This window comes from Capnocytophaga sp. oral taxon 336 str. F0502 (assembly GCF_000411575.1).
Lineage (GTDB): Bacteria > Bacteroidota > Bacteroidia > Flavobacteriales > Flavobacteriaceae > Capnocytophaga > Capnocytophaga ochracea.
The window spans coordinates 378836-403268 of record NZ_KE150490.1; the positions used below are offsets into that span (position 1 = coordinate 378836).

The following is a 24433-nucleotide window of genomic DNA, read 5'->3' on the forward strand; positions in this document are numbered from 1 at the left end:
ATAAATAGTATGGAGCTGTTTTTTTTTGAACAATATTTGGAAGTACGCTACTTGTTTTGTACTTTTGCGACATCTTAATAAAAAATATACCAATCTTATGAGAACCAACTTATTAATTATGTTATTATTTTTAGGAACGCTACTCAAAGCACAACCTCAAGATGTATCAGTAGTGTTTCATAAACCAGCAAATCATTTTACTGAAAGTATCCCTATTGGAAATGGACGTTTAGGAGCTATGCTCTTTGGAAAGACTGATGTAGATAGAATTGTACTCAATGAAATCTCGTTGTGGTCAGGAGGGACACAAGAGGCTGATGACCCTAATGCGCACAACTATCTGAAAGAAATTCAGAAATTACTTTTAGAAGGGAAAAACTTAGAAGCACAAGCACTCTTACAACAGCATTTTGTAGCCAAAGGGAAAGGCTCTTGTTTGGGGCAAGGAGCTAACTGTAGCTATGGTTGTTATCAAGTATTGGCAGAACTGCTTTTAGATTGGAAAACCACGTCACCTATTCAAGATTACAAGCGAGAATTACGCCTTGATGAAGCAACAGCTGTTACTTCGTTTAAACGAGATAATAACTCAATAGAACAAACAGCTTTTGCTGATTTTAAAAACGATGTGATATGGGTGAAAATAAAAGCTACCTCACCGCTTAATTTAGATATTTCACTCTTCCGCAAAGAGAATGCTACGATTACCTATCAGAATAATAAAATCAGTCTTAATGGTGTGTTACCGAACGGTGGTAAAGAAGGAATGCACTTTGCATCGGTAGTTGATATACAAACTGATGGAAAGATAGAGAGTACCCATAAAGCTATTGCTATACAGTCGGCAAAAGAAATTACTTTAAGGATAAGTGCTGTAACTAATTATAACTTTAACAAGGGAGGACTTTTGGATATTTCAGTAACTAAAAAGGTTAATGAGTATTTGCAAAAAGCCCCTATGAGTTTTGATAAAGCGAAAGTTGAGAGTAGTATTGTTTTTCAGCGATTGTTTAACCGCAATCGCTGGTATGGAAAAGCGAATGCCAATACGGAAGGTCTTACTACTTTTCAGCGATTAGGACGCTTTTATAAAGGTGAGCAAGATGCTTTATTACCTATTTTGTATTATAACTTTGGACGCTATTTACTTATCTCCTCTTCACGTGAAGGGCTTTTGCCTGCCAATTTGCAAGGTTTATGGGCTGAAGAGTATCAAACACCTTGGAATGGCGATTACCATTTAAACATCAATATACAGATGAATTATTGGCTTGCTGAGCCTACCAATTTGTCGCAGCTTACCGAACCTTTACAAAGGTTTACTAAAAACTTAGTACCCAATGGAAGCAAAACAGCGAAAGCCTATTATAATGCTAATGGATGGGTGGCTCACGTTATTAGCAATCCTTGGTTTTATACTTCCCCAGGTGAATCGGCGACGTGGGGTTCTACTCTTACGGGAGGCGCTTGGTTATGCGAACATATTTGGCAACATTATCTCTTCACTAAAGATATTAACTTCCTAAGAGAGTATTACCCTGTGCTTAAAGAAGCTACAACCTTCTTTGAGAGTCTACTTATTAAAGACCCCAAAACGGGTTATTGGGTAACAGCCCCTTCAAACTCTCCTGAAAATGCTTATGTATTACCAGAACTGAAAGACGGTAAAAAACAAATAGGAACTACTTGTGTGGCTCCTACTATGGATATGCAAATAGTGCGAGAACTATTTACTAATACAAGTGATGCTGCTAAGATATTAGGTTTAGACAGTAAGAAACGCACAGAGTGGGAACGTATCAGCAGAAATACAGTTCCTAATCGCATAGGTAAAAAAGGAGACCTTAACGAATGGTTTGACGATTGGGAAGATGCTGAACCACAACATAGGCACGTTTCTCATCTTTACGGCTTATACCCATATGATGAGATTACTCCTTGGGACACACCAGATTTAGCCAGAGCCGCTAAAAAGACATTAGAAATACGGGGTGATGCAGGTACGGGGTGGTCACGTGCGTGGAAGATAAACTTTTGGGCACGACTACAAGATGGCAATCACGCATTGCTTTTGTTGCGCCAATTATTACACCCTGTAAACCCTAATATAACTGACGGACAAGGAGGAGGCACTTATCCTAATTTGTTTTGTGCGCACCCTCCGTTTCAAATAGATGGGAACTTTGGAGGTACAGCGGGCATTGCTGAAATGCTCTTACAGAGTCACGGGAAGGGTAATGTTATTCGCTTTTTACCTGCTCTTCCTTCTCACCCCGATTGGGAAAACGGCGTTATGAAAGGTATGAGAGCTCGCAATGGTTTTGAAGTAAACTTTGAATGGCAACAATTCAAATTGGAGAAAGCTGAAATTACTTCGCTAAATGGAGGAGAATGCAGTGTGTTATTACCTGCCAATAAGAATGTTTATAGTAAAGGAAAGGTGATTGTAAAAGGAAGTAATAAAGATAAAGTGATAACGTTCAGAACAGAGAAGAACAAAACATATAATATTTATTAAAAGAGCTCAATAAAAGGAAAAGAAGCCTGTACAAAAAGTTTTCTTTTGTGAGGGCGATTGGCAAATCGCCCCTACAATATAACTAAAAGAAATTGATTATTGAGGTAATCAACTTTGCCAAAGGTGCGAGCTATACAGGCAAAAACTTTGGCAAAGTGTAGCGACCCATAAAAGAAAAATACGCACTAAGATTTTCTTAGTGCGTATTTTTTATTTGTATATCTATATCACGAGGTGAGCGTTGAGAGGGTGTTTTATGGCTTCCTCTTTATTTTGTGTAAAAGTCTACTATTTTGCGAATAGCACGTTCACACACGGGGCAGAAGCCTTTTGGTTCGTTAGATTTCATACGGCAGTCTTGTGCAGGACTGTAAATACCTTTACTGGTGTAACCTCCTCCTTCGAAAGCACCTACAACATCTTTATATTTAGGAGTGCGAGGGGTAGGGATAGGAGTCTTCTTTTTTACCATATCTTTCCATTTGCTCTCAAAATTCACCAATGAGGTAATGTTTTCTTCCCAAGGTTCAATTTTAGTATTGTACATCTCTTGAAAAGTGGGATCCCAATCGTAGTAATATTCATCGGCGAGACCTACAAAACCGTGTCCGAACTCGTGTATGTATACCTTTTCAGAAAGGTTGTTATCAGCAGTGCCTAAATTTAGGTGATTGTAGAAACCACCGCCACCATAAGTTTCAGTATTTACTAAGATATAGAGTTGGTCGTAAGGGACTACTGAGGCAGCATCGGCTATTTCACAAATACTGTTGGTGGTGAGGTAGCGTTCTTGATTGAAAGTGTAGAAGGAAGAGTTAAATGCAGTGTTTTTAAAAATGTTCTTTCCGGGTACATCGGTGCCACTTTCTTGAGAAGGTACGGCTATGGCATATACATTGAAATTGTTTTTGAGCTTATCGAAAGGGGAAATGGTGAACATATAATCGGTCATACGTTGCGCATCGGCATAGAATTTCTCGGTTTCGGCTTGGGTGTATCCTTCTGCTAAGATGGCTATATCTACTTTTTTGGAAGCCTCACCATTATACAGTATTTTCTTCACAGGGAAGGCAACGGTCTTTTCTTCTTTTATAAAATAGTTGTTAGGGTCAATCTCACGAGAAGCAATCGTTTCGAAAACACTTTCACGGTTTCGTTTATCGATGTGCAGAGACAGTTTCTTTTTAGGAAAAGGAATTTGCATAGCGTGATAAAAGAGTCGTTTTTCAGTCTTGGCTTCTTCGATTTCCATCCACTCATCGGCGAGGGAGTTGAAGCCTTTTGAGAAGACAAGAGTTTCGCCGTCGAATAGTTGAAGGCGCAGGTTTCCTAAGTTCGGAAAAACAAGGTGAGTGTGCGAGCCTCCCCAATGAGGTTCACTTTTGAGCTGTTGAAAAATTACCTCTATACGCTGGGCATTGGCTAATAGATTAAAGTCGATTCTAAGGCTTCTGGAGCAATCGAAAACGGTATTATTTTGAGCGAAAGCGGACTGTACAATAAAAAAAACTAAAAATAAGTGTCTCATATTATAAATTTTTACTACATTTGCATATCCATTAACAATTTTCAATCTCAATTATAAGGCGAGAGTGAAGGAGGATACCATACAGAAAAATATACTATCTTATAGGTACCTTATACAAACCTTATACGAATCTTGGAAGATAGACGAAGGCATAATGAACCAATTTCGAACCTTACCTATCTATAAATCGAAGATAAGATAGAATAATATTCTGTTTTCACTAAGTGAATTAGCAAAAACAACTTTATCAAAGGTATCCTTTCTATTGAGAAGCCAAAGGTACTAATAAAACTTTAAATACCAAAACAAAATGGAACATTTAGCTATTTTTAGAATGTCGGCGATGGGAGATGTAGCCATCAGTGTGCCCGTTGTAACAGCTTTTTCGGAGCAATATCCCGATGTAAAAATCACTTACCTCACGCGACCGTTATTTGCACCGATGTTTTCACATATTCCTAACTTGGAGGTATTCACTCCTGAAATTAATGGAAAACACAGTGGTTTATCGGGGTTGTACAAACTGTATAAGGAATTGATAGCAAAGGGAATTGACGGTGTGGCAGACATTCACAATGTGTTGCGCACTAATGTACTGAAATTCTATTTTAAGGGTAGCAAAATACCTTTCAAGCAAATAGACAAAGGACGTAGAGAAAAGAGAGCACTTACCAGCTATAAGTGTAAAGTTTTTGAGCCTTTAAAGCCTTCGTATGAGCGGTATGCTGATGTGTTTGCTTCTTTGGGTTTCCCGATTGACCTAAGTGAACCATATATTTTACCGCCAGAAGAACCGAGTGAAACGGTACAGAAATTGCTGTGTGAAGGAGTGCGTATAGGGGTTGCTCCGTTTGCGTCGTACATAGGTAAACAGTATCCATTTGAAAAGATGTGCGAGGTGATAACGGCACTTTCTCAACGGTATGACAGTGGCAAGATTTACATCTTTGGAGGAGGAAAAGAAGAGGAAGAGCAGGTGAGCAAAATAAACTTACCTAATGCTGAAAATATGGTAGGGAAGCTCTCGTTTAAACAAGAGTTGGAGCTCATTTCGCACTTAGATATAATGATAGCAATGGACAGTGGGAATGCGCACCTATCGGCGATGTATGGAGTTCCGACGCTTACCTTATGGGGAGTGACGCACCCTTATGCGGGGTTTTATCCTTATTTACAGCCTAAGGAGAATGCTCTTTTGGCAGATAGAGAACGGTATCCACTCATTCCTACTTCGGTATATGGGAAGAAATACCCCAAAGGTTATGAGAAAGCCATAGAGACTATTACAATTGAAGAGATTATAGCGAAGACAGAAGCTATACTAAGTGACTTAACAGAAGAGAAATAATTAAAACAGATGAAATATATGAAAAGATTTATTACATTTATCCTTGTAACATTAGTTGTAGGCATAGGATACAGCCAAAAGAAGACAGAAAAAGACAAAGAAGTTATCACCGAAAACAGAAAAGTAGCGAATTATGACGCTATAGAAGTTTCGGGAGCTTATAACCTTGTGCTTACAGAAGGAGAGGTAGGCAAAATAAAAGTGAAAGGACAGAAAGAGGTACTTTCGTATTTAGAGACCAAAGTCTCCAACAATGTGCTTTATATAAGCATTGATAGGAAATACTCACTCAAAACCTCTATTACTGTGTACGTACCTATCGACACTCGTTTAAAGAGAGTAGTAGGGAAAGGAGCTGTGGATATATCTACAGAAAAGAAGTTGCAAGTGGGTTCTTTGTTAGTAAAATTAGAGGGTAGTGGAGACCTTGAAGCGTCGGTAACGGCTACTTCGCTTGATTTACAAGTGGCTGGAGCAGGAGGTATAGACATTGCAGGAGAAACCAAAAACCTAAGCATATACGTGAAAGGAGCTGGCGATGTAGATGCTGATGAGCTTAAAGCTGAAAAAGCTACTTTGCGCATAGCGGGAGCAGGAGGTATATCGGCTTATGTAACACAAGAGGTAGATGCTTCTATCGCAGGAGCAGGAGGCATTACTGTGAAAGGGAATCCGCCTGTATTTAAGAAAAGTGTGAAAGGGATAGGGCGTATTAAAATAGAAGAATAACATAGATATGAAGAAAATCATCATTATCAATGGACCGAACTTGAACCTGTTGGGCATTCGAGAGCCTTCGGTTTATGGCAATCAGACCTTTGAGGATTACCTGAAAGAACTGCATAGGAAATATACAGATATTGAATTGTATTATTTCCAGAGTAATTACGAGGGGGCACTGATAGACAAGTTACACCATATAGGTTTTGAGTATGATGGCATTATACTGAATGCAGGAGCCTATACACATACTTCCATAGCCCTTGCCGATGCGGTGGCAGCCATTACAACGCCCGTAGTAGAAGTGCACATTTCTAATACTTTTACGCGTGAAACGTTCAGGCATCAGTCGTTTTTATCGCCGGTGGTGAAGGGTGTAATAGGAGGTTTTGGCTTGAAGAGCTATGAATTGGCACTACAGAGTTTTATAGATTAAACGGATTAGGCTTTTATTGTTTTGATGAAGAAGTATATCCTCAAAAGCTTAAAGATATTGGGAGTGCTGATAGCATTGCTATTGGCATTCATTATCATTTTTCCAATGGTGTACCCTGAGTACGTAACTGAGAAAGTTAAGAAGCTTGCTAATGATAATCTGAACGGAGAAATTAACTTTTCTAAAGCTAAGTTATCTTTCTTTACCCATTTCCCATCGCTTACGCTTAACCTTGATAACTTCTTGATGAAGGGCTCTAAACCCTATGAGAATGATACGCTTGTGGCAGTAAAACAAATTTCTTTGGGGATAGACGTAAAGGATTTGTTGTTCTCTAAGAAGATAGACATAGAGGAGATATACCTTAAAAATGCTTTTGTGCATATAAAAGTAAACAAACAAGGCGAGGCTAATTACAACGTTTACAAATCATCGGGAGAAGAAAGCACCTCGGAGAGTGATGATACACGGGTGAATTTACAGCGTATTGAGCTGAGAAATACCCGACTGATATACGATGATAAATCGACAGAGATTTACCTTCAAGCCAATGGTTTTAATTACTTAGGAAAAGGAGGCTTAGAGGCTTCTATCTTCGATTTGCGTACCAAAGCAGAAATACAATCATTGGATTTTCTTTTTGCAGGGGAAACCTACTTTAAGAACAAACACGTAAACGCAGAGCTAATTACCCAGATTAATACTAATTCACTAGCTTTTATCTTTCAGCAAAACAACTTAAAGATAAACCGATTGCCTGTGGATTTTAAAGGGAAGTTGGATTTTTTGAGCAATGGATATGACATTGACTTGGAAATAGAATCTAAGGATAGCAATCTTGACGACTTCTTTACCGCCTTGCCTCCCCAATTTACACAATGGCATAAGAAAGCCACCCTTAAAGGAAAGACCGATGTGTTCTTTTCGATGAAAGGGCAATATATAGCCTCACAGAATTTAAGTCCCGATATTTATCTAAAAATGAAGGTAAGAGATGGTTATGTAGGCTATAAGGGAGTACCAGCTCCGGCTGAGAATGTGTATTTGAACATAGAAACGAGATTGCCTTCGCTGAACGTAGATAAAGTGGCAGTAAAGCTCGATTCGGTTTACTTTGATATAGGTAAGGAGTACTTCTCGGGCATTGTAAGTCTTGATGGGATAAAGCCTCCTGTAATTGATGCTAAAGTGAGAGCAAACATCAATGTGGAGAATGTGATGCACTTGATGGATATGAAGGACTTCCAACTGAAAGGAATGCTCTTGGCAAACGTGAAGAGTAAGGGTACTTATGCTCCTGAACAACGATTGTTCCCTATCACGAAAGGGCTTTTGGAGTTCTCCGATGGTTATGTAAAGACGCCCTACTACCCCAATCCGGTTACTGATATTCACTTCAAAGGGAATGTTGAGAACACTGATGGCTCGATGAAAACTTTGGCAGTAAATGTGTCTCCTGCGACGTTCTTGTTTGAAGGAAAGCCTTTTACGGTGAATTTATCGATGGAGAATTTCGACGATATCCGATATGATATACAAGCCAAAGGAGAGTTAGACATAGCCAAGATTTATAAAGTATTTTCACAAAAAGGCTTGGAATTAGAAGGTTATGCCAAAGCCGACCTTACCTTACAAGGTACTCAGAGCGATGCTACTAACGGGCGTTATCATCTTTTGCACAATAAGGGAGTGATAGAACTGCGTAATATCAAAACCACTACAGAATACTTGCCTAAACCGTTTATCATTCAGCAAGGAGTCTTTCGCTTCAATCAAGACAATATGCACTTTACCGACTTCCGTGCTACCTATGGGAAATCGGACTTTTTGATGAACGGACGGATGAGCAACGCTATTAACTTCTTCCTATCAAACAACCAAGTGCTGAAAGGAAACTTTACGGTAAGCTCTAATTATCTTGATGTAGATGAGTTTATGTATACTTCTGCCCCTGCTCAAGAGATAAAAGAAGCGAAGGAAGCAACGGTTACCAATGATACTCCAACTGAAAAGGGGGTGGTGATTGTACCTAAGCTCTTTAATTTTAATTTAAATGCCAACCTTAAAAATGTAGCTTTACAAGGGCTTACTATTCACAATTTGAGAGGTAATACTCAGCTTAATAGAGGAACCTTAGCTCTGCAAAACGTCAGTTTTAATATTATAGGAGTTTCTACACAAATAGATGCTAAATACGCAGATGAAACGCCTAAACGCGCTAATTTTAGTTTTAAGATTAAAGCTAAAGACTTTGACGTGCAAAGAGCCTACAAAGAAGTGAAGATGTTCAGAGAAATGGTGGCAATGGCAAAAGATGCCAAAGGTATTATTTCATTGGATTACGCCGTAGAAGGGAAGCTGAATGATGAGATGTTACCTATTTATCCTTCAATAAAAGGAGGAGGAGTGCTATCGGTGAAGAACGTTCAACTAAAAGGGTTTAAGCTTTTTAATGTTATCAGTGATAGAACAGGTACAGACGGACTGAGAGATGCTAATCTTTCGACTATTGACATCAAGAGTAGTATAAAGAATAATCTTATCACGGTAGAGCGGTTTAAGTTTAAGGTTTCAGGGTTTAGACCACGTATAGAAGGGCAGAGTAGCTTTGACGGTAGATTGAACTTTAAGATGCGTTTGGGCTTACCACCCTTGGGGATTATTGGAATTCCTATAAAAGTAACGGGAACACAAGAGAACCCTAAAATAGGTTTAGGCAAAAAGTCTAAAGATTTAGAAGAAACGGAATACGACCCTAATAACACAGAAGCTATCAATGAAGAAGAACAAAAAGATGAAACTATACAAAAAGAGAATTAACACCCCCATAGGTGAGATGCTTGCCATAGCTACTGATGAGGCAATTTGTATGCTTGACTTTGTTGATAGTAAAAACTGGCTTAAAGACCAAGAAATACTCGTAAAGCATTACGGGGCAACACAAGTAGATGAGGATAGTTTGTTGTTATCGGAGTTGGAGAAACAATTGAGAGAGTACTTTGCCAAAGAGCGTAAAGAGTTTAGTCTGCCGCTGGCTTTGGTGGGGACTTCTTTTCAAGAGGAAGTATGGAAAGTGTTACAAACTATTCCGTATGGGGAAGTGCGTTCGTATAAAGAACAGGCTACGGCTGTGGGGAATCCCAAAGGCGTGAGAGCTGTTGCTAATGCCAATGGGAAAAACCGTATTTCAATCGTTATTCCTTGTCATCGTGTTATAGGTTCGGACGGGACACTTACAGGCTATGCTAGTGGAATTGAGAGGAAGCAATTTCTGTTGGATTTAGAAAGGAGTAACGTTTAATTATTTTATCGTTATGGAATTTAGAACAATTGTACCTATACACGAGGCTACTAAAAGGATTACTTATCACTCGCAGATACTGAGTATAGGTTCTTGCTTTGCTGTGAATATGGCACAAAAGTTTAGTTATTATAAAATTCCTGTTACGGTAAACCCTTTTGGGATACTCTTTCACCCCTTAGCTATTGAAAATGTGCTTAGCAGAGCAATAGAACACGCTCCTTATGAGGCTGAAGATTTCTTTTTGCATAATGAACTTTGGCACAGTTTCGACTTTCATTCGGATATGAGTAAACCGAGCTTAGAGGAGGCTGTTCATCTTGCCAATATACAACAAAGAGCACTTTATAACACATTACAAAAAGCCGATTTCTGTTTTATCACTCTTGGTACAGCTTGGGTATACATCTATAACAGTACTGATAAGATAGTGGCAAATTGTCATAAAGTACCTCAACAACACTTCTCAAAACGACTATTATCAGTAGAAGAGATAGGGGAGAGCCTTACCCATATTATAGCACTGTTGAAGAAGGTGAATAAAGACTTGCAATGTGTTTTCACTATTTCGCCTGTACGACACTTGAAAGATGGTTTTTTAGAAAACCAAGTGAGCAAAGCACATTTGTTGGTAGCACTTTATTCGGTACTTTCATCGGGGGTGTGCACTTATTTTCCAGCCTATGAGTTGCTTTTAGATGAACTTCGCGATTACCGCTTTTATGTTAATGATATGGTACACCCATCGGAAATGGCTATAGACTATATTTGGGAACGCTTAGTAGAAACCTATATGGATAAGGCTACTCAGACAGATATGAAACAAGTAGATGCCATACAGAAAGGGTTGCAACATCGTCCGTTTAACCCTAAAACAGAGAATTATCAGCAGTTTCAAATACAATTACGACAGAAAATAGAGGTTTTTAAGAAGAAATACCCCCATATTGAGATATAAAAAAGCTATCTAATAGTTCTATTAGATAGCTTTTTGTTTATTGTTATGTAAGCCTATTACAATACTTGAATTTCATCGATGAAGAGGAAGCCAGGTTTACCAGCTGCTCCTTGATGAAAAGAAGGAATTTTGTTTACTCCATTTATCTTCACTTTTAGATAGGTTACTTCTTTTTCAGGGAAAGAAAGAGAGTAAGTTTTTATTTCTTTGAGAGGTCCCTTAGGAAGCGCATAGTTTTCTTTAGCGAGTAAATCATAACTTTTACCGTCCTTAGACCCCGATACTTCAAAGCTAGTAGGAGGGTAAATCCAATCACCTGTTTCAATAAGAGCATTGAAGCGCACTTCTTTTACAGGAGTATTTTCTTTTAGGGTAATCACCACTTCACAAGGTGCTTCACTAAAACCTAACCATTCTCCAGAGCGTGAATTAGTACCCCCTTTTCTACCATCAACTAAGGTAATAGCGCCCCCAAAAGTATAGTTGTAACTAGGTTTACTGAGGAACTCAATAGGGCGTACGGTTGCTTTGTTGAAAAGGAACTGTTGTTCGAAGCTACTTTCGGTTTCTTGACCGAATACTTTAGCTTTTAGATGGGTATCTTGGGTGAGTTTTAAGGGTTCTTTATACACGTTAGAACTTTTAGTAGGTTCACTCCCATCGGTAGTGTAATAGATAGGTGTATCTTGTAAACAAGAGAGTGTTACTTGTATATCACCTACCTCAGGTTTTACTTCGGCACGAAGGTCGAATATGTGTTTAGCATAGTTATAACCTTCTAACTGGTAGATAGGAAGTAAGCGCATTAAGCGTTGTAAAAACTGATTGTAGTCTTTAGGTTTTGCAGGGTCTTCCCATTGTACTTCGGCTAAGGCTGCAAAACGAGGCAATACCATATATTGTACGTGTTTGAAAGTCTTGATATACTCTGTCCAAACATTGGCTTGTACTCCTAAGATGTGTTTTTGTTGCTCTTTATTAAGTGCATCGGGGTAAGGATTGAAAGAGTAAACACGTTCTACCGGTACATAACCACCAATAGCAAGAGGTTCTTTATCGGTTTTATCTGTTTGATAATAATCGAAGTAGCAATAAGAAACAGGGGTCATAATAGCATCGTGATTAGACTTGGCTGCTTCTATAGCGCCTCCGATGCCTCTCCAAGACATTACAGTAGCATTAGGAGCTAAACCTCCTTCAAGGATTTCGTCCCAACCAATGATTTTGCGACCTTTTTTAGCTAATACATCTTCGGCGAATGTAATTATGTGACTTTGTAAGTATTCTTCGGCTGTGTGTTTAGCATCACCTTTAATACCTAACTCTTTTATCTTAGCTTGGCATTTAGGGCATTTCTTCCAGCTATCTTTAGGACATTCGTCACCTCCTATATGGATATATTCTGAAGGAAATACTTCAGTTACTTCTTCTAATATATTTTTAATGAAATCATAAGTTTCGGGGTTGCCAGCACAAAGTACATCTTCGGCTATGCCCCAAGTTTCTCTTACTTTATAAGGGCCTCCTGTACAGCCTAATTGTGGATAAGTAGCCAAAGCAGCAACCATATGACCTGGGAGGTCTATCTCAGGAATAACGGTAATGTTGCGGTCGGCGGCATATTTTACAATGTCTTTCATTTCTTGCTGAGTATAGAAGCCTCCGTGAGGTTTACCATCGAAGGTGTCCCACTGTTTGTTTACCATAGTTTGGCTACGAGTGCTTCCTACCACAGTAAGTTCGGGGTATTTTTTAGATTCAAAACGCCAACCTTGATCATCGGTGAGATGCCAGTGGAATTTATTGATATTGTGGAGTGCTAACATATCGATATAAATGCGCACAGAGTCGGCAGTAAAAAAGTGACGGGCACTATCTAAATGTGCACCACGATATGCGAAATAGGGTTTATCGGTTATTTCTTTGGCAGGGAAGATGACTTTGCCTACTTTTTGTACCGGAATGGATTTTCTCAAGAGTTGTACTCCATAGAAAGTACCCGCCTTAGAAGCTCCATTAACAGTAATGTTCTTTGCATTCACCACTACTTGGTAAGCCTCTTTGTTGTTGTTTTGGTAATTTTGCAACAAGGCAATAGTGTTGGTCTCATTGTTTTGGTTAGGAGCGATATTCACTTCAATTCCTGCTTGTTTTTTGATATACTCTTGCAAGAATCCAGCGTACTGCTGTAAAGAAGCATCACCTTCTGGATAGGTGATTTTGGTATCAGCCGTAAGTACGAAAGGTTTATCGGCATCAGCTTGGGGAGTGGTAATCATTTCGGGTAGTGGAATTACCTCATAATTAGCAGTACTCTCTCCTTGATTGTTTGTAGTTGATTTACACGAAATAATCGTTATCAATAACAAAAGTGCGGAAGTTAATTTTATCTTCATTACATTTAAAATTTGAATTAATGGGACAAAGGTATAAAATTTTTTTTGAATATTTTTTGGTTAGGTGATATTTTTTTTGCACCTTTGCAAATATTTTTAGAAAGTGATTTAAAACTGCTCAGAAAGTTAAGAGGTAAAAGCTGAAAAGTTTAATACCATAATGCCAAAAATGCCAATAATACCAAGTTAATGACGGAGCGAGCCACACAGGCAGATAGTGCGAGCCACACAAGCAGATAATGAAAAGACAATGGTAACCTCCCCCTAACCCCCTCCAAAGGGGGAACTGTAGCGACGCAAAGACGAAGGAAAGACGAAGGAAAGACGAACAAAAGACGGTGCGAACCGCACGAGCAGATAAAGAAAAGACGAAGGAAGAGTCAATTTAAGGACTCATAGCGGAACATAATAGAAAATATACTATTGTAAGAATACTAATAGACTTTTATATACATCAAAAACCAATGAAAAAATTTGATAAAGAAGTGTACCTAAAATGGTACGAGGATATGCTTTTTTGGAGGAAATTTGAAGATAAACTCGCTGCAGTTTATATTCAACAAAAAGTAAGGGGGTTCTTGCACCTATACAACGGTCAAGAAGCGGTAGCTGCAGGTTGTTTGCACGCTATTGACCCTACCAAAGACAAAATGATTACTTCTTACCGTTGCCACGTACACCCCATAGGTTTGGGCGTAGACCCTAAACGTATTATGGCTGAATTGTACGGTAAAGGTACAGGTACTTCTCACGGTTTAGGAGGCTCTATGCACATCTTTTCGAAAGAACATCACTTCTATGGTGGTCACGGTATCGTAGGAGGACAGATTGCATTGGGTGCTGGTTTGGCTTTTGCCGATAAGTACTTCAATAGAGAGGCGGTTACACTTACCTTTATGGGTGATGGTGCGGTGCGTCAAGGAGCTTTTCACGAAACAATGAATATGGCTATGTTGTGGAAATTGCCTGTGGTTTTTATTGTAGAAAACAATCACTACGCAATGGGTACATCGGTGGAAAGAACTGCTAACCACGTGGATATTTGGAAACTCGGGTTGGGTTACCAAATGCCTTGCCAACCCGTAGATGGTATGCACCCTGAAACAGTAGCCGAAGCGGTGTATGAAGCAGTAGAACGCGCTCGCCGTGGAGAAGGACCAACTTTGCTTGACATTCGTACTTATCGTTATCGTGGACACTCAATGTCGGATGCGCAACACTACCGTACTAAAGAAGAGGTGGAAGAGTACAAAAAACAAGACCCAATCACCAATGTACTTGCGGTTATCAAAGAGAAGAAATATGCTACCGATGCTGAGTTAGAAGCTATCGACGAACGTGTGAAAGAACGTGTGGCTGAGTGTGAGAAATTTGCAGAAGAATCACCTTATCCAGAAACACATATTATGTATGATGTGGTTTACGACCAAGAAAATTACCCTTTCTTGCCCAGTAGATTATAATAAAAAAGGAAACACTAATTAAATATAACAACATAAATGGCAGAAATTATTACTATGCCACGCTTGAGCGACACTATGGAAGAGGGTGTTGTAGCAAAGTGGCTTAAAAAAGTAGGCGATAAAGTAAATGAAGGCGATATCTTAGCAGAAATCGAGACGGATAAAGCTACGATGGAATTTGAATCATTCCATACAGGAACCTTATTGTATATAGGTTTAAAAGAAGGAGAAAGTGCTAAAGTAGATACCTTATTGGCTATCATAGGTAAAGAGGGTGAAGATATTTCGGCACTTATAGCTGGAGGAGCTCAAGCATCGGCTCCTAAAGCTGAAGAAGCAAAACCTGTTGCTGAGGTAACTACGGCTCCTGTTGCTGGTGCTACTATACCAGCAGGAGTAGAAGTGGTAACAATGCCTCGACTCAGTGATACAATGACGGAAGGTACTGTGGCTTCTTGGCTCAAAAAGGTAGGTGATACTGTAAAAGAAGGTGATATCTTAGCTGAAATTGAAACCGATAAGGCTACAATGGAGTTTGAATCATTTTATTCAGGTACTTTATTGTATATAGGTTTAAAAGAAGGAGAAAGTGCAGCAGTAGATTCATTATTGGCGATTATAGGCCCTGCGGGTACTGATGTAAACGCAGTTTTGGCAGCCGTGAAAGCTGGCGGAGCTTCAACTTCGGCTCCTGCAACTCCTAAGGCTGAAAGCAAACCGGCTGAAACAGCCACATCAGCTACTACTTCGGTAGCTAATGCAAACGACCGCGTATTTGCTTCTCCTTTGGCTAAGAAAATAGCACAAGATAAAGGTATTAACCTTACTGAGGTGAAAGGAACAGGTGAAAATGGACGTATTGTGAAGAAAGACGTAGAAAACTTTACACCAAGTGCTAAGGTTGCTACGGCTACTACGGCTACACCTGCAACCGCTAGCGCAGCTATCCCAACTGTAATTCCTGTGGGAGTGGAAGTAACTGAAGAGGTGAAAAACTCACAAATGCGCAAAACGATTGCGAAACGTTTGGCAGAGTCTAAATTCACTGCACCTCACTACTATTTGGCAATAGAAATTGATATGGATAACGCGATGGAATCTCGCGCTCAAATCAACAATTTGCCAGACACCAAAATATCTTTCAACGATATGGTAGTGAAAGCCTGCGCAATGGCACTTAAAAAACACCCTCAAGTAAATACTTCTTGGAAAGGCGATACAACCCTTTACAACAAGCACGTGAATGTAGGGGTGGCTGTGGCTATTGAAGATGGCTTGGTAGTACCAGTTATCAAGTTTACGGATACTTTAACGCTTACTCAAATAGGCGCCTTGGTAAAAGACTTGGCTGGTAAGGCACGCAACAAGAAACTTACTCCTGCCGAAATGGAAGGAAGCACTTTCACCGTGTCTAACTTGGGTATGTTTGGGGTAGATGTATTTACTTCTATCATCAATCAGCCTAACTCTGCTATTCTTTCAGTAGGAGCTATTGTTGAGAAACCTGTAGTGAAAAACGGACAAATAGTAGTAGGTCACACTATGCAAGTAACTCTTGCTTGCGACCACCGTACTATCGACGGGGCTACTGGAGCTCAATTCTTACAAACACTCAAAGCTTATATTGAGAATCCTATAACAATGCTCGCATAACGAGTGTTGAGGACAGCATATTACAAAAGGGTTGCCTATGTGGGTAGCCCTTTTTTGTTATAAGAATAGATGAAAAAAGTAATAATGCAATAGATTGATAATTAATGTAGTAAAAAGAAGAAGGTGAAATAATAATCGATTTCTTTACGAAAGATTTTGAAAGTATAGAAATCTTATTTATCTTTGCTATAAGAAAACAAAAAAAATAATTGCAATGAGTGTATTAGTTAATAAGAATTCAAAAGTAATAGTACAAGGTTTCACAGGAAGCGAAGGTACTTTTCACGCTGAACAAATGATTGCATATGGCACTAATGTGGTAGGAGGAATTACCCCTAATAAAGGAGGGCAAACACATTTAGGGAAGCCAGTGTTTAACACGGTAGCTGATGCTGTGAAGGCAACAGGAGCTGATGTATCTATTATTTTTGTACCACCCGCTTTTGCTGCTGATGCTATTATGGAAGCTGCTGATGCAGGGATAAAAGTAATTATTACTATTACAGAAGGGATTCCGGTAGCTGATATGGTGAAAGTAGCAGCCTACATAAAGAATAGAGATTGCCGTTTGGTAGGTCCTAACTGTCCGGGAGTGATTACGCCTGAAGAAGCAAAAGTAGGTATTATGCCAGGCTTTATCTTTAAGAAAGGACACGTGGGGATAGTTTCGAAATCAGGGACACTTACCTATGAGGCAGCTGACCAAATTGTAAGACAAGGATTAGGGATTACCACAGCTATTGGTATTGGAGGAGACCCTATTATTGGTACTACTACTAAAGAGGCTGTAGAATTATTAATGAATGACCCAGAAACTCATTGTATTGTGATGATAGGTGAAATAGGTGGACAGTTAGAGCCAGAAGCAGCCCGATGGATAAAAGCCAATGGTAATAAAAAGCCTGTAGTTAGTTTTATAGCAGGTGAAACAGCTCCTAAAGGAAGAACAATGGGACACGCCGGGGCTATAGTAGGAGGTGCTGATGATACTGCTGAAGCTAAAAAACGTATTTTACGCGAATGTGGTGTTTACGTAGTAGATTCGCCTGCTAAAATAGGGGAGAAGGTAGCTGAAATAATGAAAAAATAGCATTTGTTAATAATTTATGAAAAAACTAATACTTATTGTTTTGTTTAGCACTATTATTTCATTTTTTAATTCATTATTTGCACAAAAGAAACTTCAAGATGTAGATGTATTTAAAAGAAATCCTTCTGAAGTAATCTCGTTTGACGATGCACGTACTGAAGCTGAGAAAATATTACAATACCTAATACAAGAACAAATTATACCAGGAGCCTCTGTAACTGTAGCCAAACAAGGAAAAATAATATGGCAAAGAGGTTATGGATATGCTGATATTACCAAAAAGACAACTATTGACCCTAAGAATACGCTATTTAGGGTAGCGAGTATGTCGAAAGCTATTACAGGAATGGTACTGGCTAGACTGCAAGAGCAAAAGAAGTTTGACTGGAATACTTCAATTTATGAATATATACCTGATTACCCGCAAAAGCCTTTTGATTTTACCGTGAAACAGCTTGCAGGACACTTAGCAGGCATACGCACTTATAGGGCTAATGAATATACTTTAAATAAAGCTTACAGTATTGAACAGGGAGTGAATTTATTTAAAGATGACATATTACAGTCGGCACCAGGAACAAAGTTTTTGTATAGTAGCTACGGTATAAATTTGATTTCATTGGCTATAGAAAAGTGTTTGAATGAGAAGTTTGAGAATGTGGCTAAAGAGGAAGTGTTTAAGCCTTTGAATATGTGGCGCACTTTTCCTGATAGAGGAAAAATAATTAAAGATGAGGCTACACCTTATTCAAGGTCTAAAAAAGGAGGACTCACCAAAGCTCCTGATGTGAATAACTACTTTAAGCTGGCAGGAGGAGGCTTTCTTTCTACTTCTAACGATATTGCTAAAATGGGAATTGCTATAGAGCGCCATAATTTTCTTTCTCAGCCTATAGAAAACGAGATGCTAAAAAAGCAATGTACTTTTGATGATACTGAGGTGAGTTATGGTATATGTTGGCAAAACCAGCGAGACTGGAACGGACGTGATTATTTTGGACACACAGGAATGGGAGTGGGAGGTTACGGTTGGCTATCAGTATACCCAAATGAGCAACTGGTAATTGTATTGCTGTTTAATGTAACTGACCCGCAAATTAATATCTACTTACAACGCTTAACCGACTTTATTATTGAAGGGGCAGAGCGTATTCCTAATCAGTATTAAAAAATCCTTTTGTGATACCAAAGATATCACAAAAGGATTTTTTGGAAATGAAAATTGATTAACAAAATTCATTATAGGCTTGTTGGAGATTTTCAGCAATAGCTTCAGCCATTCTACCTTCGATATGATGGCGTTCCAACATATGCACTAATTCACCATCTTTAAACAGAGCTATACTAGGAGAGGAGGGAGGAAAAGGAAGCATAAAGTTACGAGCTTCTTCAGTAGCCTCTCTATCGACCCCAGCAAAAACAGTGGTAAGATGGTCGGGTTTCTTAGCGTTTTGCAAACTGTAGATTACTGCAGGGCGCGCATTACGGGCAGCACAACCGCATACAGAGTTTACTACCACGAGGGTAGTACCTGCTCTTTTCAGTGCTTCTCTTACAGCCTCAGCTGTTTTTAATTCTTCAAAACCAACCGCTGTTAGTTCTTCTATCATTGGTTTTACCAATTCAGGTGGATACATAATACTTCGTTTTTAAAATTGGGGACAAAGGTACTAAAAAAAATTATATTACTAATTATTTTGCCAATTGGATTTAATGTAGTACTTTTGAGCCATTAACTAATATTATTTTAAATGGCAAAAATTACGACTGCTCAAGAAGCCTTAAAGGTTGTAAAGAGTGGTGACTTTGTTTATATTCACGGAGGCGCTGCTGTACCTGAAATACTTGTAGATGCTCTTGTAGAGCGTGCATCAGAACTACGCAATGTAAGTATAGGGCACATTCACATTGAGGGAGACGCTCCTTATGCTGACCCTAAATACAAGGATAGTTTTTATGTAAATTCTTTTTTTCTATCGAGAAATGTGCGAGATATTATGAAAAATGGGAATGGTTCCTATACCCCTATTTTTTTAAGTGATATGCCTTTATTATTTGATAGGAAGCACGTTAAAGTAGATGTAGTGCTTATACAAGTATCGCCTCCTGATAAGTTTGGTTTTTGTTCTATGGGTGTGAGTGTAGAAGCTTGTAAATCGGCGATACGCAATGCAAAATATGTGATTGCAAAAGTAAACAAGCAAATGCCTCGGACTTACGGTGATGCCCTTCTACATATTGATGAAATAGACTTCTTAGTAGAACACGATGCTCCTATCTTCTCATTGCATCTTACAGAACCTGATACTATTGAAAAACAAATAGCCCGACATATTGTACCTCTTATTGAGGACGGTAGTACATTGCAATTGGGGATTGGTAACATTCCTAATGCTACTTTGGGAGAGATGGGGCACCTAAAAAACTTAGGTATTCATACAGAACTGCTCACAGAAGGAGTGCTTGATTTGGTGAAAAAGGGTGTGATTAATGGTTATGAAAAGAAGATAGACAAAGGCAAGATTATAGCTTCGTTTGTGATGGGTACAAAAGAGTTGTATGATTTTATTGACAAAAATCCATCAGTGGAAATAGCTGAAGCTTCGTACACTAATGAGGTGTCGGTGATACGTCAGAATCCGAAAATGATATCTATCAATTCAGCAATAGAGGTGGATCTTACGGGGCAGGTGTGTGCTGATTCTATTGGAACGGCTATTTATTCAGGATTTGGTGGACAGATAGACTTTGTAAGAGGTGCAATGCTTAGTGAAGGAGGTAAATCAATCATTGCGTTTCCTTCGACCACAAACAAAGGAGAGAGCAAGATTGTGCCTTTTCTCAAACAAGGGGCAGGTGTGGTAACTACTCGTGCTCACGTGCAGTATATCGTTACTGAATATGGTGTGGCTGAGCTCTTTGGTAAGAATTTATGTGAAAGGGCTAAGGCTTTGATTGCGATAGCGCACCCTAACCACCGTGAAAACTTAGAGAGGAGTTTTATGATGAAGTAGGGTAGTGAGAGCCGCAATTAGCAAATGAGGTGCGAGCCGCACGGGCTATTAACTTTGGCAAAGTTTGAGATGAAAAAGCGATGTGTTGGGGTAGTTAGGAGGAGACGGAAGATATCGGAGGAGAACGGAAGAGAGCTGAGAAGAATTTTGGTGAAAAAAGGCTGTAAGAGAGGTGGGGTTAGCTTATAGAGAGCTTATAGGAAGCTTATACGAATCTTGGACGATTGGTATAGAAAGGGTGTATAAGTAATTGACTCATAATATAATACAACAAGGCTAAAAATATTAAAAACGGAGTTTCGAGACGAAAGAAAGGGAAAGGGCACTAGGTCTTAGGTCATAGGCAATAGGGGGGAGTGTGACGGTAAAGACGGAGTAAAGAAGAAAGTAAGAAGGAGGTAATTTTTATGGCACACCTATTGTAATACATAGGAAGCAATGTACATTTTGTAGTATATAAGAAATTGATTTTAAACTGTATAGATATAATGAGAATATTTATATAGACAAGCGACTACTGACAAAATGACATATAGTAACGATCTAAATATGAATATAGGAAATTTTGACAGCCTTTTGGCTGAACATATAGACGAAGATACAGAGTTCATTCCGCTTCTTACTTTGGAAGATGAAGAAGAGATAGAACGCGAACGCATACCACACATGTTACCTATTCTTCCCTTGAAAAACACTGTGCTATTTCCAGGAGTAGTAGTGCCTATCAGTGCGGGGAGAGATGCGTCTATTCACCTTATCAATGAGGCATATGCTACTACTAAGACTATTGGTGTTGTAGCTCAATTAGACGAGAAGACGGAAATACCCGAGGGCAAAGACCTCTTTCGTTTTGGTACGGTAGCCCGTATTCTCAGAGTTTTGAAAATGCCCGACGGCAATGTAACTATTATCATTCAAGGTAAAAAGCGCTTCGAGATAGAGAGTATTGTAGAAGAAAAGCCGTACATCAAAGCGATGATAAAAGAGATGCCGGATGTGAAACCCGATGCGAACGATAAGGAGTTTGAAGCGACTATTGAAGCTGTGAAAGACCTCTCTATCAAGATTGTACAAGAAAATCCGAATATCCCTTCGGAAGCGGCTTTTGCTATTAGGAATATAGAGAGCACATCGTTCCTGATTAACTTTATATCGTCCAATATGAATGCTACCGTTTTGGAAAAGCAAGGCGTATTGGAAATTGACGAACTAAAAGAGCGCGCTACGGCTATCTTAAAATATTTGAACATCGACTTGCAACGCCTTACCTTGCGTAACGAAGTACAGTCGAAAACGCGTATTGATATCGACCAGCAACAGCGTGAATACTTCTTGCACCAGCAGATGCGTACTATTCAGGAAGAATTAGGAGGCGTGTCGTACGAGCAAGAGATGGAAGAGCTGAAAAAGAAAGCTAAAACTAAGAAGTGGGACGACAAGATAAAAGAGCTCTTTGAAAAGGAACTGAGCAAATTGCAACGTACCAATCCTAATAGTCCAGATTATGGCATTCAGCGTAATTACTTAGAAGTATTATTGGAATTGCCTTGGAATGAGTATTCTAAAGACAACTTTGACCTAAAACGCGCTCAGAAAATTCTTGATAAGGAACACTACGGATTAGAAGAGGTGAAACGCCGTATCATAGAGTATTTGGCGGTGCTTAAACTCCGTAATGATATGAAATCACCTATCTTGTGCTTCTATGGACCTCCTGGGGTAGGGAAGACCTCCTTAGGACGCTCTATTGCCAAGGCTTTGAGCCGTGAGTACGTGCGTATGTCGTTAGGAGGTTTGCACGATGAGGCAGAGATACGCGGTCACCGCAAAACCTATATCGGGGCAATGCCGGGGCGTATTTTGCAACAGCTTAAAAAAGCTAAGACCTCTAATCCTGTATTTGTATTAGATGAGATAGATAAATTAGGAAACAATAGTTACCAAGGCGATCCTTCTTCGGCTATGCTAGAAGTGCTCGACCCTGAGCAAAATAAAGAGTTTTACGACAACTTCCTCGAGATGGGGTACGACCTTTCTAAGGTGATGTTCATCGCTACTGCGAACGACCTTTCGACCATACAGCCTGCTTTGCTAGACCGTATGGAACTCATCAACGTAACGGGTTATACCATAGAGGAAAAAACCGAGATAGCTAAACGCCACTTATTACCTAAGCAACTCAAAGAACACGGTATGAAAACTACCGACTTGCAATTAGGCAAAAAGGAAATAGAACGTATTGTGGAAGGTTATACTCGCGAATCGGGGGTACGCGCTTTGGAAAAAGAAATAGCGAAAGTAGTGCGCTACGGAGCTAAAAACTTAGCAATGGAAGAAGCCTACGACCCTAAACTTACCATAGAGACCATAGAAAAAATATTGGGACCTGCCCGCTTAGAACGCGATAAATACGAAGATAACGAGGTAGCTGGCGTAGTTACTGGATTGGCGTGGACGAGTGTAGGAGGAGATATTCTGTTTATAGAATCTGCCTTATCGAAAGGTAAGGGGGTGCTTAATATCACGGGTAATTTAGGGCAGGTGATGAAAGAATCGGCTACTATTGCTTTGGAATACCTAAAAGCCAATGCTGAGCGCTATAACCTCAATGTGAAACTCTTTGATAGTTACGATGTGCATATACACGTACCCGAAGGGGCAACCCCTAAAGATGGTCCGAGTGCGGGTATTGCGATGCTTACCTCACTAATGTCGCTCTTTACTCAAAAGAGAGTGAAAAAACACTTGGCAATGACCGGAGAGATTACTTTGCGTGGAAAGGTACTACCGGTAGGTGGACTTAAAGAGAAGATTTTGGCAGGGAAACGCGCAGGTATTAAAGAATATATTTTGTGCAAAGACAACGAGAAAGATATCTTGGAAATCAAACAAGAATACCTTAAAGGACTTACTTTTCATTATGTAACGGATATGGAAGAAGTGATACGTTTGGCAATTACCAACCAAGATGTAAAACACAAAAAAGTTTTAACCTTTGAGTAATAATTAGTACTTTTGCACTTTCATAAGATAAAGAACAATGAATAAAAATCAAGAAGAAGATATATTAGGAGATAACCATATAGCAACTTCGGCAGTTACACCACTTAGAGCAGATGCTTTTCAGATGAGTGAAACCGAAAAGATAGCAGAAATAGAAACTCACGTACGTGCTATTTTACATACTTTGGGAATGGATTTAACCGATGATAGTTTGAAAGGCACTCCCAAGCGTGTAGCTAAGATGTTTGTAAAAGAGATTTTTGGAGGCTTATTACCAGAGCGCAAACCTTCGATGTCTACTTTCGAGAACTCTTACCATTATGGTGAGATGTTGGTAGAGAAGAATATTGTAGTGTATTCCACTTGTGAACACCACTTGTTACCTATTGTAGGGCGTGCTCACGTAGGCTATATTTCTAACGGTAAAGTGTTAGGGCTTTCGAAGATGAATCGTATTGTAGAGTACTATGCGAAACGTCCACAAGTGCAGGAACGCCTTACGATGCAAATAGTACAAGAGATGCAACGCGCTCTCGGTACCGAAGATGTGGCTTGTATTATAGATGCCAAACACCTATGTGTGAACTCTCGCGGTATAGAAGATATTGATAGCAGTACAGTTACTGCTGAGTTTGGTGGTAAATTCAAAGACCCTGAGGTAAGAAAGGAGTTCTTAGAATATATAAAATTAGACACGAGATTCCATTAAACTAATGTAAGTTTGATGTAAGGAGATGATGTTGTGCCTCAGAACGCTGTAGCACGGCAGGCAATAGAAAATAATATTTGTTATATTGAGCAGATGTTAATTAAAAGAATATAATACCCCTAAAAGTTTAGATACTTTTAGGGGTATTTTTTATGAATAAAGATTTTAGGAGAGAGAAAAGTAAAGAATAGTAGTTTAAATATTGAGTTTTAAAAGTTTATAGATGAAATAGGGAGCTATTTTTTAGCTGTGAAATAGGAAGATATTATACGTAAATTTGATATATTGAGCTAAAA

The 24433-nt window shown here is 39.2% G+C and carries 17 protein-coding genes; 14 read left to right on the top strand and 3 right to left on the bottom strand.

The genetic code is table 11. The features are described from left to right. Window positions 1-97 precede the first annotated feature (97 nt). Window positions 98-2518 carry a glycosyl hydrolase family 95 catalytic domain-containing protein gene (locus HMPREF1528_RS07440; RefSeq protein ID WP_016479259.1) on the top strand — a complete coding sequence of 807 codons (2421 nt, stop codon included), beginning with the start codon at window positions 98-100 and terminating at the stop codon, window positions 2516-2518. A gap of 268 nt (window positions 2519-2786) precedes the next feature. Here the strand turns inward: HMPREF1528_RS07440 and HMPREF1528_RS07445 are convergent, their stop codons facing one another. Next, window positions 2787-4046 carry a M64 family metallopeptidase gene (locus HMPREF1528_RS07445; protein ID WP_016479260.1) on the bottom strand — a complete coding sequence of 420 codons (1260 nt, stop codon included), beginning with the start codon at window positions 4044-4046 and terminating at the stop codon, window positions 2787-2789. Between the two features lie 310 nt (window positions 4047-4356). Here HMPREF1528_RS07445 and HMPREF1528_RS07450 point away from each other — a divergent pair, with 310 nt between their 5' ends. From HMPREF1528_RS07450 to HMPREF1528_RS07475, 6 genes are read left to right on the top strand one after another with little or no spacing between them, the layout of a single operon-like run. Next, on the top strand, window positions 4357-5394 hold the full coding sequence (locus HMPREF1528_RS07450; protein ID WP_016479261.1) for a glycosyltransferase family 9 protein: 1038 nt from the start codon (window positions 4357-4359) through the stop codon (window positions 5392-5394). Window positions 5395-5403: 9 nt separating this feature from the next. Then, window positions 5404-6123, top strand: coding sequence for a head GIN domain-containing protein (locus HMPREF1528_RS07455; protein ID WP_009410756.1), 720 nt, complete (start codon window positions 5404-5406; stop codon window positions 6121-6123). Window positions 6124-6130: 7 nt separating this feature from the next. Further along, window positions 6131-6550, top strand: coding sequence for a type II 3-dehydroquinate dehydratase (aroQ, locus tag HMPREF1528_RS07460; RefSeq protein WP_002672802.1), 420 nt, complete (start codon window positions 6131-6133; stop codon window positions 6548-6550). Between the two features lie 24 nt (window positions 6551-6574). Then, a complete protein-coding gene (locus HMPREF1528_RS07465) occupies window positions 6575-9370 on the top strand; it encodes an AsmA family protein (RefSeq protein ID WP_016479262.1) in 2796 nt (931 codons plus the stop codon). Then, the gene (locus HMPREF1528_RS07470) at window positions 9327-9851 is read left to right on the top strand and encodes a methylated-DNA--[protein]-cysteine S-methyltransferase (protein ID WP_016479263.1); all 525 of its coding nucleotides are present in this window, start codon (window positions 9327-9329) and stop codon (window positions 9849-9851) included. The genes HMPREF1528_RS07465 and HMPREF1528_RS07470 overlap by 44 nt, the downstream gene beginning before the upstream one ends. Before the next feature lie 13 nt (window positions 9852-9864). Next, window positions 9865-10809 carry a GSCFA domain-containing protein gene (locus HMPREF1528_RS07475; RefSeq protein WP_016479264.1) on the top strand — a complete coding sequence of 315 codons (945 nt, stop codon included), beginning with the start codon at window positions 9865-9867 and terminating at the stop codon, window positions 10807-10809. Window positions 10810-10865: 56 nt separating this feature from the next. Here the strand turns inward: HMPREF1528_RS07475 and HMPREF1528_RS07480 are convergent, their stop codons facing one another. After that, the gene (locus HMPREF1528_RS07480) at window positions 10866-13205 is read right to left on the bottom strand and encodes a beta-N-acetylhexosaminidase (RefSeq protein ID WP_016479265.1); all 2340 of its coding nucleotides are present in this window, start codon (window positions 13203-13205) and stop codon (window positions 10866-10868) included. Window positions 13206-13669: 464 nt separating this feature from the next. Here HMPREF1528_RS07480 and pdhA point away from each other — a divergent pair, with 464 nt between their 5' ends. The 4 genes from pdhA to HMPREF1528_RS07500 all read left to right on the top strand — a co-directional run bounded on the left by pdhA (window position 13670) and on the right by HMPREF1528_RS07500 (window position 18579). Next, the gene (gene pdhA / locus HMPREF1528_RS07485; RefSeq protein WP_002672792.1) at window positions 13670-14668 is read left to right on the top strand and encodes a pyruvate dehydrogenase (acetyl-transferring) E1 component subunit alpha; all 999 of its coding nucleotides are present in this window, start codon (window positions 13670-13672) and stop codon (window positions 14666-14668) included. Window positions 14669-14704: 36 nt separating this feature from the next. Beyond that, window positions 14705-16321: a pyruvate dehydrogenase complex dihydrolipoamide acetyltransferase gene (locus HMPREF1528_RS07490; RefSeq protein ID WP_016479266.1), complete on the top strand. Its 1617-nt coding sequence runs from the start codon at window positions 14705-14707 to the stop codon at window positions 16319-16321. A gap of 214 nt (window positions 16322-16535) precedes the next feature. Continuing rightward, window positions 16536-17411, top strand: a complete 876-nt coding sequence (sucD, locus tag HMPREF1528_RS07495) for a succinate--CoA ligase subunit alpha (RefSeq protein WP_016479267.1) — start codon at window positions 16536-16538, stop codon at window positions 17409-17411. A gap of 16 nt (window positions 17412-17427) precedes the next feature. Continuing rightward, the gene (locus HMPREF1528_RS07500; protein WP_009410209.1) at window positions 17428-18579 is read left to right on the top strand and encodes a serine hydrolase domain-containing protein; all 1152 of its coding nucleotides are present in this window, start codon (window positions 17428-17430) and stop codon (window positions 18577-18579) included. A 58-nt stretch (window positions 18580-18637) separates the two neighbouring features. On the opposite strand, the gene HMPREF1528_RS07505 is transcribed toward HMPREF1528_RS07500, so the two are convergent. Then, window positions 18638-19048, bottom strand: coding sequence for a BrxA/BrxB family bacilliredoxin (locus HMPREF1528_RS07505; RefSeq protein WP_009410210.1), 411 nt, complete (start codon window positions 19046-19048; stop codon window positions 18638-18640). A 114-nt stretch (window positions 19049-19162) separates the two neighbouring features. Here HMPREF1528_RS07505 and HMPREF1528_RS07510 point away from each other — a divergent pair, with 114 nt between their 5' ends. The 3 genes from HMPREF1528_RS07510 to folE all read left to right on the top strand — a co-directional run bounded on the left by HMPREF1528_RS07510 (window position 19163) and on the right by folE (window position 24137). After that, a complete protein-coding gene (locus HMPREF1528_RS07510) occupies window positions 19163-20425 on the top strand; it encodes an acetyl-CoA hydrolase/transferase family protein (protein WP_009417911.1) in 1263 nt (420 codons plus the stop codon). A 549-nt stretch (window positions 20426-20974) separates the two neighbouring features. Beyond that, window positions 20975-23428 (top strand): endopeptidase La, encoded by a 2454-nt coding sequence (gene lon, locus HMPREF1528_RS07515; RefSeq protein ID WP_016479268.1) that lies wholly within the window; start codon window positions 20975-20977, stop codon window positions 23426-23428. 37 nt (window positions 23429-23465) lie between these two features. After that, entirely contained in the window at window positions 23466-24137 is a 672-nt protein-coding gene (gene folE, locus HMPREF1528_RS07520) for a GTP cyclohydrolase I FolE (protein WP_012796859.1), read from the top strand. The last annotated feature ends 296 nt before the right edge of the window (window positions 24138-24433 follow it).

Coding starts and splice junctions, on each gene's coding strand:
- HMPREF1528_RS07440 (WP_016479259.1), top strand. CDS start 98: ATGAGAACCAACTTATTAATTATGTTATTATTTTTAGGAACGCTACTC.
- HMPREF1528_RS07445 (WP_016479260.1), bottom strand. CDS start 4,046: ATGAGACACTTATTTTTAGTTTTTTTTATTGTACAGTCCGCTTTCGCT.
- HMPREF1528_RS07450 (WP_016479261.1), top strand. CDS start 4,357: ATGGAACATTTAGCTATTTTTAGAATGTCGGCGATGGGAGATGTAGCC.
- HMPREF1528_RS07455 (WP_009410756.1), top strand. CDS start 5,404: ATGAAATATATGAAAAGATTTATTACATTTATCCTTGTAACATTAGTT.
- aroQ (WP_002672802.1), top strand. CDS start 6,131: ATGAAGAAAATCATCATTATCAATGGACCGAACTTGAACCTGTTGGGC.
- HMPREF1528_RS07465 (WP_016479262.1), top strand. CDS start 6,575: ATGAAGAAGTATATCCTCAAAAGCTTAAAGATATTGGGAGTGCTGATA.
- HMPREF1528_RS07470 (WP_016479263.1), top strand. CDS start 9,327: ATGAAGAAGAACAAAAAGATGAAACTATACAAAAAGAGAATTAACACC.
- HMPREF1528_RS07475 (WP_016479264.1), top strand. CDS start 9,865: ATGGAATTTAGAACAATTGTACCTATACACGAGGCTACTAAAAGGATT.
- HMPREF1528_RS07480 (WP_016479265.1), bottom strand. CDS start 13,205: ATGAAGATAAAATTAACTTCCGCACTTTTGTTATTGATAACGATTATT.
- pdhA (WP_002672792.1), top strand. CDS start 13,670: ATGAAAAAATTTGATAAAGAAGTGTACCTAAAATGGTACGAGGATATG.
- HMPREF1528_RS07490 (WP_016479266.1), top strand. CDS start 14,705: ATGGCAGAAATTATTACTATGCCACGCTTGAGCGACACTATGGAAGAG.
- sucD (WP_016479267.1), top strand. CDS start 16,536: ATGAGTGTATTAGTTAATAAGAATTCAAAAGTAATAGTACAAGGTTTC.
- HMPREF1528_RS07500 (WP_009410209.1), top strand. CDS start 17,428: ATGAAAAAACTAATACTTATTGTTTTGTTTAGCACTATTATTTCATTT.
- HMPREF1528_RS07505 (WP_009410210.1), bottom strand. CDS start 19,048: ATGTATCCACCTGAATTGGTAAAACCAATGATAGAAGAACTAACAGCG.
- HMPREF1528_RS07510 (WP_009417911.1), top strand. CDS start 19,163: ATGGCAAAAATTACGACTGCTCAAGAAGCCTTAAAGGTTGTAAAGAGT.
- lon (WP_016479268.1), top strand. CDS start 20,975: ATGAATATAGGAAATTTTGACAGCCTTTTGGCTGAACATATAGACGAA.
- folE (WP_012796859.1), top strand. CDS start 23,466: ATGAATAAAAATCAAGAAGAAGATATATTAGGAGATAACCATATAGCA.